The organism is Gracilibacillus sp. D59 (assembly GCF_052246695.1).
Lineage (GTDB): Bacteria > Bacillota > Bacilli > Bacillales > Amphibacillaceae > Gracilibacillus.
Map to the genome: position 1 here is coordinate 486,669 of NZ_JBQQCK010000002.1, position 15,530 is coordinate 502,198.

Annotated in this window: 15 protein-coding genes; 14 read left to right on the forward strand and 1 reads right to left on the reverse strand. The window is 38.2% G+C overall.

Annotated features, from left to right (window positions below; translation table 11 throughout):
- Window position 1 precedes the first annotated feature (1 nt).
- A complete protein-coding gene (locus ACTWP4_RS05505) occupies window positions 2-661 on the reverse strand; it encodes a YesL family protein (RefSeq protein WP_443127755.1) in 660 nt (219 codons plus the stop codon).
- A 368-nt stretch (window positions 662-1,029) separates the two neighbouring features.
- Between ACTWP4_RS05505 and ACTWP4_RS05510 the strand changes: the two genes are divergently transcribed.
- The 14 genes from ACTWP4_RS05510 (at window position 1,030) to ACTWP4_RS05575 (ending at window position 15,408) form a co-directional block, all read left to right on the forward strand.
- Window positions 1,030-2,568: an extracellular solute-binding protein gene (locus ACTWP4_RS05510; RefSeq protein WP_443127756.1), complete on the forward strand. Its 1,539-nt coding sequence runs from the start codon at window positions 1,030-1,032 to the stop codon at window positions 2,566-2,568.
- Between the two features lie 298 nt (window positions 2,569-2,866).
- Entirely contained in the window at window positions 2,867-3,778 is a 912-nt protein-coding gene (locus ACTWP4_RS05515) for an ABC transporter permease (protein WP_443127936.1), read from the forward strand.
- A 26-nt stretch (window positions 3,779-3,804) separates the two neighbouring features.
- Window positions 3,805-4,683: a carbohydrate ABC transporter permease gene (locus ACTWP4_RS05520; RefSeq protein ID WP_443127757.1), complete on the forward strand. Its 879-nt coding sequence runs from the start codon at window positions 3,805-3,807 to the stop codon at window positions 4,681-4,683.
- 24 nt (window positions 4,684-4,707) lie between these two features.
- Window positions 4,708-5,832 carry a hypothetical protein gene (locus tag ACTWP4_RS05525; RefSeq protein WP_443127758.1) on the forward strand — a complete coding sequence of 375 codons (1,125 nt, stop codon included), beginning with the start codon at window positions 4,708-4,710 and terminating at the stop codon, window positions 5,830-5,832.
- Window positions 5,833-5,855: 23 nt separating this feature from the next.
- Window positions 5,856-7,055 carry an MFS transporter gene (locus tag ACTWP4_RS05530; RefSeq protein ID WP_443127759.1) on the forward strand — a complete coding sequence of 400 codons (1,200 nt, stop codon included), beginning with the start codon at window positions 5,856-5,858 and terminating at the stop codon, window positions 7,053-7,055.
- Window positions 7,055-7,366, forward strand: a complete 312-nt coding sequence (locus ACTWP4_RS05535; RefSeq protein ID WP_443127760.1) for a cupin domain-containing protein — start codon at window positions 7,055-7,057, stop codon at window positions 7,364-7,366. The genes ACTWP4_RS05530 and ACTWP4_RS05535 overlap by 1 nt, the downstream gene beginning before the upstream one ends.
- 11 nt (window positions 7,367-7,377) lie before the next feature.
- Window positions 7,378-8,862, forward strand: coding sequence for a glycoside hydrolase family 28 protein (locus tag ACTWP4_RS05540; protein WP_443127761.1), 1,485 nt, complete (start codon window positions 7,378-7,380; stop codon window positions 8,860-8,862).
- Window positions 8,862-10,430, forward strand: coding sequence for a glycoside hydrolase family 43 protein (locus ACTWP4_RS05545; RefSeq protein WP_443127762.1), 1,569 nt, complete (start codon window positions 8,862-8,864; stop codon window positions 10,428-10,430). Before ACTWP4_RS05540 ends, ACTWP4_RS05545 begins: the two co-directional genes overlap by 1 nt.
- 37 nt (window positions 10,431-10,467) lie before the next feature.
- Window positions 10,468-11,148 (forward strand): rhamnogalacturonan acetylesterase, encoded by a 681-nt coding sequence (locus ACTWP4_RS05550; protein WP_443127763.1) that lies wholly within the window; start codon window positions 10,468-10,470, stop codon window positions 11,146-11,148.
- 80 nt (window positions 11,149-11,228) lie between these two features.
- Window positions 11,229-12,059 (forward strand): 5-dehydro-4-deoxy-D-glucuronate isomerase, encoded by an 831-nt coding sequence (kduI, locus tag ACTWP4_RS05555; RefSeq protein WP_443127764.1) that lies wholly within the window; start codon window positions 11,229-11,231, stop codon window positions 12,057-12,059.
- Between the two features lie 12 nt (window positions 12,060-12,071).
- Window positions 12,072-12,854, forward strand: coding sequence for a 2-dehydro-3-deoxy-D-gluconate 5-dehydrogenase KduD (gene kduD, locus ACTWP4_RS05560; protein WP_443127765.1), 783 nt, complete (start codon window positions 12,072-12,074; stop codon window positions 12,852-12,854).
- Between the two features lie 237 nt (window positions 12,855-13,091).
- The gene (locus tag ACTWP4_RS05565; RefSeq protein ID WP_443127766.1) at window positions 13,092-13,958 is read left to right on the forward strand and encodes an amino acid ABC transporter substrate-binding protein; all 867 of its coding nucleotides are present in this window, start codon (window positions 13,092-13,094) and stop codon (window positions 13,956-13,958) included.
- Window positions 13,942-14,646, forward strand: coding sequence for an amino acid ABC transporter permease (locus ACTWP4_RS05570; protein ID WP_443127937.1), 705 nt, complete (start codon window positions 13,942-13,944; stop codon window positions 14,644-14,646). The genes ACTWP4_RS05565 and ACTWP4_RS05570 overlap by 17 nt, the downstream gene beginning before the upstream one ends.
- 12 nt (window positions 14,647-14,658) lie before the next feature.
- A complete protein-coding gene (locus ACTWP4_RS05575; protein ID WP_443127767.1) occupies window positions 14,659-15,408 on the forward strand; it encodes an amino acid ABC transporter ATP-binding protein in 750 nt (249 codons plus the stop codon).
- Window positions 15,409-15,530 lie beyond the last annotated feature (122 nt).

A 15,530-nucleotide genomic window follows, 5' to 3' on the forward strand; every position in this document is an offset into this window, starting at 1 on the left:
GTTAGGAAGCGGTTATCTGAGTTTTATCAAGTTGTTCTCGTTGTTTTTTTAGCAATTGAGTAAAACCGATATTAACAATAAACATCGTTGTATAAGCGCTAACGCTAAAGCTAAAAAAAAGTGTAATACCAGGAAATTTTAGAGAAGCAAAATAAATCCCCGCTAAAACGGTAATAGCACAAATAGAATAGTGTAAGTTAACCGCCCCAATCGAGACCGCATATCGAATATATTGCCAAAAACGAAGCTGATAATGAACATAAACTGGAGCTATATACAAAACCAGCATAATGTAAAGAACTGCTGCTAAAATAAAAATACCTAAGAGGACTGGGTATATATTCGAGTTATTCATTAGTCCTGTATATTTCAAAAAGACTGATAAAAAATAACCAATAATAAAAATAACTAAGCCGAATAGGTTAGCGCGTAGGAAAGTATACTTATACTCTTTGAAGAAGGTTTTAAAAATAGGTATATCATATTCCTTTAAAACCCACTTGCGAGCGACAGCGAACATAGCGATCGTTGCTGGCATAATACCGAAGAAAATCAAGCCTAATAAAGTAAAAGCTATCCAGAGCATATTTAACCAAACAAACCGGGTAATCCATACACTAATGCGATAAAAACCGGCCCACATCCCTGTAAGTTCCATCATAAAAACCACCTAATTCTATATATAAATGTTATCCTATTAATTAGGATACCGCTTTATTGAATTTCCGTAAATAGTAAATATGAAGCGCTTTCACATGATGATCATCTTATAAGGAGGGATGAACCCACGTCAATTAAGAGATTTAGAGAAATAAACCTAATAAAATAATCATTTTTTAATATTATTTTTCGCTATACTAAATAATGATCATTTTAATTAAAAAGATAAATTTCATTCTTTTTGTCGTAAGCGTTTTCAATAGCTGTGAAAAAGTGATTATATACAAAGCTTTTTCTGTTCCTTACCATTAAAGTTGTACACGCCAAAAAGTTGTTGTACAAAAAAATGTATTCTGGAGGGTGGTTAATTTGAGTAATTGGAAGAAACTTATGGGAATCATGTTGTTACTATTATTTGTAGTATTAGCTGCATGTAGTAGTGATAGTACCACTGAAGGTGGAGAAGATACGGGAGATGAAGGTGACTCTTCTGCAGAGGAAGGAGAAGACTCAGGATCAGAAGAGCCTTATTCATTCACGATTATGGCAAACTTACACACACCAGAAGTACCTAATGAAAAAATATTAAAGAAAATTGAGGAAGCAACTAACACAGACATTGAAATTCAATGGGTACCAGATAACAACTATGAAGATCGATTAAACACAGCATTTGCCACAAATTCTTTACCTGAGGCAGTGTTCTTGAAGAACCAGGCAACGTTTATTCAGTTCCGTGATGCAATGGAAGATGAACAGTTCTGGGAATTAAGTCAATATTTGGATGAATTTGAGAATTTGTCTAAATTAAAACAAAATGTACTTGATAATACGAAAGTAAATGGCAATTTATACACATTATATCAAGGTCGTCCGTTATCAAGACAAGGTTTAATCTATCGTAAAGATTGGGCTGACAATCTTGGGTTAGAAGCACCGAAAACAACAGAGGAATTTATGGAAATGGCAAGAGCGTTTACAGAAGATGATCCTGATGGAAATGGTAAAGATGATACATTTGGTCTCACAGACCGTAGTGATTTAATCTATGGTGCCTTCAAAACCGTATCATCTTGGTTCGGTACTCCAAATAATTGGGGTGAGAAAGATGGCCAGCTATTACCTGAGTTTATGTTTGATGAATATAAACAAACAATGGATTTCTTTAGAGAAATGCACGAAAACGGATACATTAATCAAGATTTCCCTGTAACTAGTAAAACAGATCAACAAGAATTCTTTAAAAATGGAACAGCAGGTATGTATGTAGGTTCTATGGGTGATGTAGGCAGCCTTCATAATGATGCAGTAGCCATTAATCCAGATGCGGAATTTGATGTGCATAATCAAATTAAAGGTCCAAACGGTGAGTTTGGTGTATGGGCAATCCCTGGTTACGGTAGTTTAATGATGTTCCCGAAAAGTTCTGTTGAAACAGAGGAAGATTTAAAGAAAATCTTAGGGTTCTTTGATCAATTAATGACACCAGAAGTAATAAATTATGCTTATTGGGGTATTGAAGGAGAACATTATGAAGTTGTTGAAGGTAGTGCTAAACCAACAGACGATCAAGCATTGTTTGATCGCGAAGTAAAACCTTATCAAGCGATTGAAATCGGTGAACCGGAAACAAACGGTCGCTATGAAGGATATTTCGATTATGAGGTGAAGGCAAAATCTGAAGAATTGTTTAAAGATAATGAGAAATATCTAATTGAAGATCCAACTGTACCACTTTACTCTGAAACATATGTAAATGAAGGTGCAATACTTCAAGAAACCATTACCGATGCAACCTATCAATATATCTTAGGCCAAATTGATGAAGCTGGTTTTGATAAAGCAGTAGAAAAATGGAAATCTCAAGGTGGAGATGCCATTATCGAGGAATTTAACGCATCTGAATGATAATAGTAAATGGGCTCTTAAAATACTCCTTTTAAGAGCCCAATCCATATCTGCAGGGTGGTAAGAACGGGAGATGATCATTATGTTATGTTAGTTGCTTATATCATGAAGAATGAAAGGAAAAACCTATATAACACCATTGAAAGCAACTCGTAAGATAATGATTATTTACGTTATATAACCTATGACGTAGGATTTTGTTAAGGCGATAATTTAAAACCGAATTTTAAAAGAAAGGATTCTGCTTATGGGAACAACGACTTTAACTGCAAAAGAAGAAGCGAAACAAGTAAAGAAAATGAAACGCTCAGAAACATGGCGGAAAGTCAAACGAAATAAATTGATTTATCTGATGATTCTGCCGGGTATAATTTACTTCATTATTTATAAGTATTTACCGATGTATGGATTAATCATTTCATTTCAGGATTATAAACCATACTTGGGAATTAGCGGTAGTGAATGGGTAGGAATGGAACACTTCAACCGGTTATTCCTGAGTCCTGAATTCTGGATGATCTTCAAAAATACACTGGTACTGTTTGGCCTACAAATATTTATTTACTTTCCAATTCCGATCATTATCTCGCTATTGCTTAATGAAGTTCGAAATAGCTTTTTTAAACGAGGTGTGCAGACGCTAATCTATATACCACACTTTATGTCATGGGTGGTTATCGTCTCCATCAGTTATGTGATGTTGACACTTGATGGTGGAATTGTAAACGCTATAATAGAAAGCTTGGGCTTTGAGAAAATTAACTTCCTGTTAAATGAAGAATGGTTTAGGCCAATGTATATTTTGCAGGTTATATGGCGGGAAGCTGGATGGGGAACCATTATCTTCTTAGCAGCAATCACAGCGGTGGATCCACAGTTGTATGAAGCTGCAAGAATGGACGGTGCTAACCGCTTCCGGCAAATGTGGCATATCACAATACCGGCAATCCGTAACGTTATTATTGTACTTTTAATTTTGAAAATTGGTGATGTTTTAGAGTTAGGTTTTGAACATGTTTATTTATTACTTAACTCATCTAACCGAAATGTCGCTGAAATCTTTGATACGTATGTATATGTGGCTGGTTTGCAACAAGGACAATTTAGTTACAGTACCGCAGTTGGTTTCTTTAAAGGGGCTGTAGGACTTGCTATGGTAGTATTTGCCAACTGGTTAGCTAAACGATTCAATGAAGAGGGTATCTATTAATAGACAACAATAGGTGAGGTGAAATAATGGCACAAAAACGAATATCTGGAGGAAGTAGAGTTTTCGATTTCTTTAATTATTTCTTGCTAGCGCTATTAGCATTAATTACCATACTCCCATTTATTCATGTGGTGGGGAGTTCCTTTGCAACAAGCGCTGAAGTTGCAAATACAAAATTTTTACTGTTTCCAACTGATTTTTCATTAAAAGCATATGAATATATTTTTTCTACTAATACGATTTTCAGAGCTTTAGGTGTCTCAATCATTGTGACAGTTGGGGGAACATTATGGAGTATGTTCTTCTCCACTTTAACAGCGTATGGTCTATCGCGAAGAGACCTTGTTGGACGCCGGGTGATTAACTTCTTAATAGTGTTCACTCTTTTATTTAATGGTGGGATGATTCCGACATTCCTAGTAGTGCAGCAAACAGGCTTGCTAAATTCCTTATGGGCACTTGTTATTCCGGTTACCATCAATGCATTTAACATGATTATTTTACGTAGTTTCTTTATGAATTTACCAACCGGTTTAGAAGAGTCAGCAAAAATTGATGGTGCAAATGACTTTAGTATTCTGTTTCGAATCGTCATTCCGATTTCACTGCCAGCAATTGCGACGATTTCCTTATTCTATGCGGTGACTTACTGGAATACTTATATGCATGCCATCCTTTATCTTGCAGATGCAGATAAATGGCCGGTACAAGTATTGTTACGGCAAATCGTAGTATTGGCGAGTGGAATGAACTATGATGCCGAAGCGTACACAGATGTTCCACCACCAGAAGTAACAGTGAAAATGGCAACCATCGTTGTTGCAACTGTTCCGGTTCTTTTAGTGTACCCATTTTTACAAAAGTACTTTGCAAAAGGGGCGCTGCTAGGGTCTGTGAAAGGTTAATTTTATTCAAGAGGGGTAATGTTCATGACGATTTGGCATGAGACAGAAAGTAACAGGTTGGATGGTTTGTTTGATGGAGTATTTTCCTGGTTATTAGAACAATTTGATCCACTTACAGGCGGATTTTATTACGCAAGAAGTTCTGTGCTCGATGACCGTTTTACACCGGACATCGAGTCCACCTCTCAAGCAATTAATATTTTGCTTAGGCACCAGCTTTTAGATGATATGCCGCAAACGATGAAAGAAAAAATGATTGCTTTTTATCAAATGAGACAGGATGCTCGGACCGGTTATTTTTATGATCATGACCCTCATATGAAAAAGGATGAAGTGATGGTCCATCGAGCACTCCATTATTCACTGAATAGTCTCAAGAGATTAGGTGCATCACCACTATATTCATTGCCAGTAAAAAATCAGGTCGCTCCTAATTATACGAAGTCGTTATCTTTATACCGAGAAAAATGGGATAGTATTGATTTGCGAAACAGCTGGAGAGGATGTGACTTGCTTGCATCTTCCACAGTATATTTTTCACAAATGGATGAAACAACTCTATGGAGCTATGTGGATGCATTCGCTGAGTATTTAGCAGAAAAGCAAAATCCTGATACAGGTTTATGGGGAGAAGGATCCCTGTATGTTCAAATTTCAGGTGCATTTAAACTGCATACCTTTTACCGGAGATATCAAATCCCAATGCCAAATCAAGATCGTATTTATAGAACGATCCTTCATTGCTTGCGGACAGAGGAAGCGATAGATATGTGCTATATACGTAATCCAATTGATCTGTTGAGTTATATGGAGCCGGATATTCCAGAGTCGGAACTTCAAGAAATATCAGAAATAACTATTAACAACATGAAGAGGCTAAAACAAAAAGATGGCGCTTTCTCAAGAGAATTAGCTCATTCACCAAAAGCACCAAATGTCGCCCAAGTGAAACAGGGAGAATATTACCCCAACATGCCGCAAGCTGTAGAACTAGGACTAGGCTTAAAAGAAGGTGATATGAACGCAACTACACAAGCAACACTAATCCGAAAACAACTCTATTACCTTTGGAAAAAACATCCGAAATCAATTTCGACCAACTTTTGGGACGGTGGACAGGGTGAACTCCCCATTTCAAAGGCAAAATAAGCGAAAAGAAAGAAGTGTAAAGCTTGAGTCTAGACAATGACAAGCGGTTATCATCACATGCTGTAAATATATTAATCAATCACGCAATTTTTCAATTTGGTGGATCATTATCGATTATCTTTGTGAACTTATACTTATGGCGGTTGACTAACAGTTTATGGGTGAACGGTATTTATAACCTGGTTGCCATCCTTTCGCAAGCAGCCACAACCTTTTTAATTGGAAAAATGTCAAAGAAAAAAGGCAGGACAACAATATATCGTTATGGGATATTGATGACTGCCATTTTTTATTTGCTCATTGTTATAGTGCAGGAAGAAATTGTACATTACTTTTATTTATTTGCGCTATTGAGAGGAATCGCACAAGGACTTTATTGGGTAGCGTATTTCACTATTGTTCATGAAGTCTCTTCTGATCAAAATAGGCACCGCTATTTAGGCTGGAATCAAATAGTGATGGGGTCTGCTAACCTCATTGCACCTGCTCTTGCCGGGTTTATTATCGGTTTATTTGCAGGGTTATCCGGTTATCTGATCGTTTTCTCCATCGCCTTTCTAATGTTTCTAACAGCAACGATCGGTAGCTTTCGTATCAAGAAAGAATCGATCCGTCATCGTAATTATTATATGAAATACTTAGGACAGATTATTAAAAGAAAAAAAGCATTCCGTCATGCTTTAGTCGGGTGGTTTATTATCGGTTTTCCTCAGGGGATTTTGATGTATATTCCTCCAATCCTAATCTATAGCATTTTCGAAGAGGAGAGTGTTGTCGGTTACTTGAATGCTGTTTTTTTGGCAGTTTCCATACTGGCAAGCTATATCATTTCTCGTTTTGCCAATATTGAACAAACCAAAAAATATTTATGGATCGCTGCAATTGGTTTCTTTGTTGCAGGCTCCTTTTTAACCTGGGAGATTGCAATGTGGAGCGTCATCTTGTTTATGATAACGCAAAATATGTTTAAACCTCTACAAGCGAATGCATATGCCGCTTATTACTTTCAATGGATGGATCGGATTCCACTGGGCTCTGAATTCCGCGTTGAGTCAGTTGTCCTCAGAGAAACGATTATTAATATTGGTCGTGGATTAGGAATAATTATATTTATGGTATTTTCCAATGAAATTGATACAAACACAGTAGCTTATGTGATTATGCTAGCAATGGCAATTCAGTTCATTTTGCCAATGATAACAAAATTAAAGGAGGAATCATAATGGCTGTAAACAGTTGGGAACAGGCAGAACCAGGCGTTATACGAAAAATTCATGAACCGGGAGATCAACTGATGATGATGGAAGTGTCGTTTGAAGAGGGAGCGGAAGGATCATCCCACAGTCATCCACATGAACAATTAACCTATTGTTTAGAAGGTAAGCTTGCCTTTCATGTAGACGGAAAAGAAATCATTGTCGAAAAAGGAAACTCTCTTCGGATTCCGTCCAACGCTGTACACGGTGTAAAAGCAATAACTAAAAGTAAACTATTAGATGTATTCACACCGTTAAGAGAAGATTTACTAGATTAGAGGTGGATGAAATGAGTCTATTCAATATCAAAGATTATCACGTTCAAGATGATACTGACAGTACAGCAGCGATTCAGCAAGCAATTGATGATTGTGAAAAAGCGGGTGGGGGTACCGTATATATTCCATCCGGAACCTATCAAACAGGGCCTTTTGCCTTAAAAAGTAACATGACATTATATCTTGATGCTGGTACAGTCCTTTCTTTTACAGATGATTTTGAGCGCTATCCGGTAGTGAAAACCAGGTGGTCGGGATATGTTTGTTATGGCTTTATGCCGCTTATCTTCGGAGAAAATGTTACGAATGTAGCTATAAAAGGCGATGGTGTCATTGATGGAAACGGGCAGGCATGGTGGAAGGTCAATGCTCAGCTAAGAAAAGGGGAGAACTTCCAATCTCCTAAAACGGAGGAAATTGCGGAAGCAAATAAAGATTTCACGGAACCGGCAGATACTAATTTAGTAGAATGGTCATCACAATTTTTACGACCGCCAGTCATCCAATTTTTCGAAGCGGAGCATGTCACGATCTCAGGAGTTACCGTGAAAAACTCGCCATTCTGGAATACACATCTTGTCTTCTGTGACAACGTTTCGATTCAAAATGTGACATTCCAAAACCCTTCAGATACACCGAATGGCGATGGATTGGATATTGATTCTTGCCAGAATGTCAGAATATCTGCTTGTCATTTTGATGTAGGAGATGATTGTGTCGTACTTAAATCAGGAATTAATCAAGATGGTCGTCATTACGGTGTGCCTACCAAAAATGTAACAGTGACTAATTGTACGATGCATCACGGTCATGGCGGTGTCGTATTTGGTAGTGAAAATTCCGGTGGGATTGAAAATGTTACCGTAACCAATTGTATTTTCGATGGTACAGACCGTGGAATCCGAATTAAAACGAACCGTGAGCGAGGAAGTTATATCCGTAATATTTTAGTACAAAACATTATGATGGATAACGTTCTTTGTCCAATAGCGATTAATTCGTTTTACCGTCATGGAGTAAGCAAAAGTAACCCCGAATTACTAGATGCCGCTCCAGTAGCTGTGACAGAAAAAACACCTATAGTCGAACATATTAACATCAGTCATATTACGGCGAGAAACTGTCGTGCTGCAGCAGGTTTTATTTATGGGTTACCAGAAATGCCGGTGAGGAAGGTAACTATAGAACATGTCACATTGGAGATGACCTTAGATGAAACGGTCCCTGGCGGCGAGCCGGATATGGTTCGTGAGGTTATCAACATGGCAGGTGAAGGTATTTTTGCAAAATATGTCGAGGATCTACGTTTCCACCATGTGGAAGTAAAGCAGCGAAAAGGAGCAGCGCTTCAATTACATAATGCGAAGCGAATCAAAATCGATGAGTTAACCTCAACCAATCAAAATGAACAAGAACCGGTTCTTATATATGAAGATACAGAAGAATTGCATTTAACTGGACATGAAAGTAATCTACAAAAAGCAGGTGAAATATAGTGAAAACATTTAAAAATCCAATTATCCCTGGGTTCTATCCGGACCCTTCTGTCTGTCGTGTAGGGGAAGATTATTACCTTGTCACTTCAAGTTTCGAATACTTTCCAGGTGTTCCGATTTTTCATAGTAAAGACCTTGTCAATTGGAAGCAAATCGGTCATGTGCTAGATCGTCCTGAGCAGCTTAACTTAGATCAAACACCAAATTCTAGAGGTATCTATGCCCCAACAATTCGTTATCATGATGGCGTTTTCTATATGATAACAACTTTTGTAGTTAGCAAAACTGGAGCAAGACGTAATTTTTATGTAACGGCAACCGATCCAGCAGGGCTGTGGTCTGATCCAAATTGGTTAGAAGATGCACCAGGAATTGATCCATCCTTATTATTTGATGATGATGGTAAAGTTTATTACACCGGTAACCGACAGCCACCATCTGGGCGACAGTATAAAAAGCATAATGAAATTTGGTTACAAGAATTAGATTTAGAGAAGAAACAATTAGTTGGACCAAAGTATAGCTTATGGGATGGTGCGCTAAAAAACGCCCATGCACAAGAGGCGCCACATTTGTATAAAATCGATGGTTGGTATTATTTAATCATAGCAGAAGGTGGAACAGGTCATACCCATGCCGTTACGATTGCCAGAAGTAAAGAAGTAACAGGACCATACGAAATGACAGAAACAAATCCAATTTTAACACACCGACATTTAGGGAAAGATCATCCAATTGTAAACGTTGGCCATGCTGACATTGTGGAAACACAGAATGGTGATTGGTGGATGGTGGCCCTAGCGTCCCGTCCTTATGGTGGCTATTATCGAAATCTTGGGCGCGAAACATTTCTTGTGCCATTTATATGGGAAGATGGCTGGCCGATCGCTAATCCTGGAAAAGGAATTATCGAATCAGAGATGGAATTCCCAAACTTACCAGAGCATAAATGGCCTGCATTACCACATGCCGATTCATTTGAATCAGAGCAACTAGACGATATTTGGAACTTTTTACGGACGCCACGAGGGGATTTCTGGTCCTTAACTGAACGTCCTGGTTATTTACGGTTAAAAGCAAAGCAAGAAACCATCATGGAGGAAGAAAATCCCGCCTTTGTTGGCAGAAGGCAGCAACATATAAACTTCTTCGCTCAAACGGTTCTGGAGTTTGCACCGAAAGCTGAAAATGAAACAGCAGGCATGGTACTTCTGCAAAATCAGGATTTTCAATTCCGTGTAGAAGTGTTGTTAGAAGGAATGGAGACATTTGTGCGTTTGGTAAGAAGAGAAGCGGGCAAGGATGAAGTTATTTCTAAAGACCAAATTGATAAAGGTAAAGTTTATTTAAAAGTAGAAGCTCATGGCCAAGACTATAGCTTTTCCTATACAACCCAGCCGTTTGATTGGCAAGTATTGGCTGAAAATATTGATGGGAGAATTTTGAGTACAGACGTTGCTGATGGTTTTGTTGGAGCATATATCGGTATGTATGCTTCCGGAAATGGAGAAGAATCAACTAATTATGCTGACTTTGATTGGTTTGAATATCATGGACTAGAGGAGTGAGCAGTATGCAACTTGATATGGGAAAAGGGGAAAGTGAATGCCAACACATTTATTTTTAGCTGGTGACTCTACTATGGCTACATTCGAAGCGTCTAAATATCCACAAATGGGGTGGGGACAAACACTCGGACAATATTTCTCTAATGACCTCATCGTTCGTAATCATGCAGCATCGGGTCGCAGTACCAAGTCTTTTATTTCAGAAGGACGATGGGACGCAATCGAAAAGGAGTTTCAAGAAGGAGACTATGTTCTAATTCAGTTTGGCCATAATGATCAAAAACCAGATGAAGAGCGAGCGACGAAGCCTTTTACAAGTTATCAAGACAATTTGCGATTTTTTATTCAACGATCGCGAGCTTTCGGTGTCACACCAATATTATTAACATCGATAGCACGAAGACATTTTGATGAAAATGGAAACTTACAGGAAACTCATGGTGATTATCCACAAGCTGTCAGAGAGCTCTCGGCAGAAGAAGGCGTAGTATGTATCGATATGCTTACCCTTACTAGAGAGGCATTACTTGAGCTAGGTGATGAGAAATCAAAAAATTGGTTTATGAGATTGACACCAGGTGAGTACGAAGCATATCCGGATGGAGAAGTAGATAATACTCATTTACATGAAAGAGGAGCACACCAGCATTGCTTATTATTTGTGAAAGAGTTAATACGGATAGAACATCCATTAGCATCTCTAGCCAAAATAGGATGAGTTGAACCGATGATGTTTTCGAGAACTTGGGTACAACAGAATTAAGAAATTTGAGAAACTTTACAAGGAGAGATAGCAAAATGGACATACGTTATGCTAATCACCCGGAAGAAATTAAAAGATATAATACCGATGAGTTACGCGAGAAGTTTTTAGTCGAGAAGTTATTTGAACCAGGGAAAGTTCACTTAACATATACACATGTGGATCGGATGATTTTTGGAGGTGTAACACCTGCATCAAAGGAATTGACCATTAAGCTTGATAAACAGTTAGGTGTAAATTATTTCTTAGAACGTCGTGAGCTAGGGATCATTAATATCGGCAATGACGGCTACGTAGTATTAGATGGTGAACGGTATGATATGAAACGTCATGATGGGTTATATGTAAGCCGTGGTACAGAGGAAGTTTGGTTCGGTTCCAATGATCCGGCTAACCCAGCCAAATTTTATACCTTATCATCACCAGCACATCATACTTATCCAACAGTAAAAATTGATATTAAAGACATTAAGCCGTTAGAACTAGGCGAGTCAGGTACTCTGAATGAAAGAAAAATTCATCAATACATTCACCCAAATGTATGTGAAAGCTGTCAATTACAAATGGGTTTAACAATGCTTCAACCTGGCAGTGTATGGAACACAATGCCAGCGCATACGCATGATCGCCGTAGTGAAGTCTATCTATATTTTGATATGGAAGAAAACACTCGAGCATTCCATTTTATGGGTGAATCAAGTGAAACAAGACATCTTGTCCTAAAAAATGAGCAAGCAGTTATTTCTCCAAGTTGGTCAATCCACTGTGGAACGGCTACAAGTAACTATACCTTTATTTGGGGGATGTGTGGCGAGAACATCACATATGACGATATGGACCACATTAGCATGGATGAATTACGTTAAGGAGGATACTTCATGGGGGAGGATTTACAAGATTTTTCACTAGATTATTTTTCGTTGAAAGGTAAAGTAGCCATTATAACAGGTGGTAATACTGGTCTGGGTCAGGCTTATACAGTTGCTTTGGCTAAGGCTGGTGCTACTGTATTTGTAGTTACACACGGTACCAACTGGGACGAAACGAAGGAATTCTTAACCAATATGGAAGCAAAAGCAGAATTTTTCCAAGCTGACCTGGCGGATCGTGATCAATTACAAAGGGTTATCCCAGCTTGTGTTGATGCATTTGGCACAGTAGATATATTGGTGAATAATGCAGGTACAATTAGACGGAATCCGTTACTCGAATTTAAGGATAGGGATTGGGATGATGTAATGTCGTTAAATCTCGATGCGGTCTACTTCTTAAGTCAGGCAGCAGCCAAAGTCATGGCTGAGAAAGGTTCAGGCAAGATTATTAATATTGCATCAATGCTTTCCTTTCAAGGTGGTAAATTTATTCCGCCATACACGGCTAGTAAGCATGCTGTAGCTGGTTTGACGAAATCCTTTGCCAATGAATTAGCTGAACATGGAGTACAAGTAAACGCTATTGCACCAGGTTATTTTGCAACGAAAAACACCGCACCAATCCGCTCAGACGAAAAACGAAACGCAGAAATCCTATCCAGAATCCCAGCAGGCTATTGGGCAGACCCGAGCGATCTAATGGGAACAGTAGTTTACCTAGCCAGCAAAGCTTCAGACTACATGAACGGTCATATCCTAGCAGTAGACGGTGGCTGGTTAGCAAGATGAATCGGACAAAGAGACAGTAGAAATGGGTGCTTTCTACAAACATAAAAGAACGATATATTGATAACAATATTCAGATTTACTGCAAAAATATCAGCAAGCCTAAGCATATTTTGTAAATAATGAGAGGACACTAATGATATTGATTAGTGTCTTCTCTTTTGTTTTACTTTATGTAAGTCGTATTGTATAATCAGCAAGGAAAAGTTAAAACCGACAAAATTACTGGGGGTTATCAACATGAAAAAAATACAACTATCTATTCTGATCATTGGTTTACTTGTTTTACTTGCGGCATGCGGAACTGCTGATCAAGAAGATCAAAATACAGGAAGTGAAAATGAACAGGATACTACAAATGAGGAAACTCAAGAAGACACAGAGCAAGCTGAAACAGCAACCAATTTATATAAACAAATTCAGGAAGATGGAGTAATTACAGTAGGTACTGAAGGAACATATGCACCATTTACGTTCCATAATGAAGAAGATAAATTAACAGGATATGATGTAGAAGTGATGCGTGAAGTAGCTTCTCGTTTAGGATTGGAAGTAGAATTTAAAGAAACGCAATGGGATTCTATGTTTGCTGGTTTAAATGCAGAACGTTTCGATGTGATTGCTAACCAAGTTGGGATTAATGAAGAGCGATTAAAATCTTATGACTTCTCAGAACCATATACGTATTCGGGTGCAGTAGTGGTTGTCCCTGCTGATAATGAAAATGTTACGTCGTTTGAAGATATAAAAGGTAAAAAATCAGCACAGTCCTTAACAAGTAATTTCGGCTCTATTGCGGAAGAAAATGGAGCGGAAATTATTGGTGTGGAAGGTCTTGCGCAAGCCATTGAGAATATTAAACTAGGACGCGTAGACTTAACGGTAAACGACAAATTAGCAGTGTTGGAATACATTAATGAAACTGGAGACGATTCTATCAAAATTGCAGCAGAGCAGGACGATGTTTCTAAGTCTGCCTTTGCATTCCGAAAAGGAAATGAAGAACTGGTGAAAGCATTTAACGAAGCATTAGCAGCAATGAAAGAAGATGGTACACTAGCGGAGATATCTAAAGAATGGTTTGGTGAAGATGTTTCTAGCCAATAATATCCTTTATACTGTCACAAATGAGTCAGGAAATTGGGATTTAATTCTTCGCGCACTCTGGCCAATGGTGGAAGGGGCAATCAAATATACGATTCCCCTTACACTTGTTTCTTTTTTACTTGGTATAATTATTGCACTAATTACAGCTATTATGCGTTTATCATCACTTAGAATTGTGCGTGCACCCGCTGTATTTTATGTTTCGGCAATTAGAGGTACACCACTATTAGTTCAATTGTTTATTGTGTTCTACGGCTTACCAACGATCGGATTAACCATCGATCCATTACCAAGTGCAGTCATAGCTTTTTCATTAAATGTCGGGGCATATGCATCAGAAGTGATTCGTGCGTCGATTTCTTCGATTCCAAAAGGACAATGGGAAGCAGGCTATACAGTTGGGATGACATATGGAACAACATTGCGAAGAATTATCTTACCACAAGCAACAAGAGTATCTATTCCACCTCTCTCGAATACATTTATTAGTTTAATAAAGGATACGTCACTAGCCTCGCTTATTTTAGTAACGGAGTTATTTCGTAAAGCACAAGAGATTGCAGCAACAACCTATCAATTTATGCTCTTATATGTAGAAGCTGCGGTTTTATATTGGGTTATTTGCTTTTTATTATCGATTGTACAGGAAATCATTGAACGCAGGCTGGAACGTTATATAGCAAAGTAGAGGGGGGATAACGTGCTTTTATCAATTAAAGGACTTCAAAAAAGTTTTGGAGAATTAACGGTTCTCAAGGATATTGACTTACCTGTGGAAAAAGGAAAAGTTGTGACGATTATGGGACCTTCCGGCTCTGGTAAAACAACCTTACTTCGTTGTTTAAATGGTTTAGAAATTCCAGATCAAGGTCACTATCAATTTCAAGATGGTTTTTCATTAGATTTTAACCAGAAGCTAAGCAAAAAAGAGATGCTCCAATTAAGAAGAAAATCGGGTATGGTTTTTCAATCGTATAACCTTTTCCCACACAAGACTGCATTAGAAAATGTTACAGAAGGTCCTGTCATCGTACAGAAAAAGAATAAACAAACAGCAGAAGATGAAGCTAAACGACTATTAGAAAAAGTAGGCTTGCAAGATAAGATGGATTTATATCCTCATCAATTATCTGGTGGCCAGCAGCAACGAGTTGGTATTGCCCGCGCGCTTGCAATCGAACCGGAGTTGATGTTGTTTGATGAGCCAACCTCTGCACTTGATCCTGAGCTGATCGGTGAGGTTCTCGGAGTTATTAAAGATTTAGCTAACGAAGGCTGGACAATGGTAGTCGTAACCCATGAGGTGTCTTTTGCTAAGCATGTGTCCGACCATGTCATCTTTATGGATGGTGGTTATATTGTGGAACAAGGTGCTCCAAAAGACGTATTAGAACAACCAAAAGAGCCAAGAACAAAGCAATTCCTAAAGCGCATTTTACCAGAGGTGTAAAGCAGGATATTAATAGTGTAATACGAATGTTGCTTATTATATATTATTTTGAATGATGAAACTAGTACAGGAACAGCACGTGTCCGAGGAGGCTAAGGCCGATTGTTGAAAGAATTAACCCA

Bases quoted from the DNA above. Each gene is read 5' to 3' on its own strand.
- ACTWP4_RS05570 (WP_443127937.1), top strand. From the start codon at position 13,942: ATGTTTCTAGCCAATAATATCCTTTATACTGTCACAAATGAGTCAGGA.
- ACTWP4_RS05515 (WP_443127936.1), top strand. From the start codon at position 2,867: ATGAAACGCTCAGAAACATGGCGGAAAGTCAAACGAAATAAATTGATT.
- kduD (WP_443127765.1), top strand. From the start codon at position 12,072: ATGGGGGAGGATTTACAAGATTTTTCACTAGATTATTTTTCGTTGAAA.
- ACTWP4_RS05520 (WP_443127757.1), top strand. From the start codon at position 3,805: ATGGCACAAAAACGAATATCTGGAGGAAGTAGAGTTTTCGATTTCTTT.
- ACTWP4_RS05550 (WP_443127763.1), top strand. From the start codon at position 10,468: ATGCCAACACATTTATTTTTAGCTGGTGACTCTACTATGGCTACATTC.
- ACTWP4_RS05535 (WP_443127760.1), top strand. From the start codon at position 7,055: ATGGCTGTAAACAGTTGGGAACAGGCAGAACCAGGCGTTATACGAAAA.
- ACTWP4_RS05525 (WP_443127758.1), top strand. From the start codon at position 4,708: ATGACGATTTGGCATGAGACAGAAAGTAACAGGTTGGATGGTTTGTTT.
- kduI (WP_443127764.1), top strand. From the start codon at position 11,229: ATGGACATACGTTATGCTAATCACCCGGAAGAAATTAAAAGATATAAT.
- ACTWP4_RS05540 (WP_443127761.1), top strand. From the start codon at position 7,378: ATGAGTCTATTCAATATCAAAGATTATCACGTTCAAGATGATACTGAC.
- ACTWP4_RS05565 (WP_443127766.1), top strand. From the start codon at position 13,092: ATGAAAAAAATACAACTATCTATTCTGATCATTGGTTTACTTGTTTTA.
- ACTWP4_RS05505 (WP_443127755.1), bottom strand. From the start codon at position 661: ATGATGGAACTTACAGGGATGTGGGCCGGTTTTTATCGCATTAGTGTA.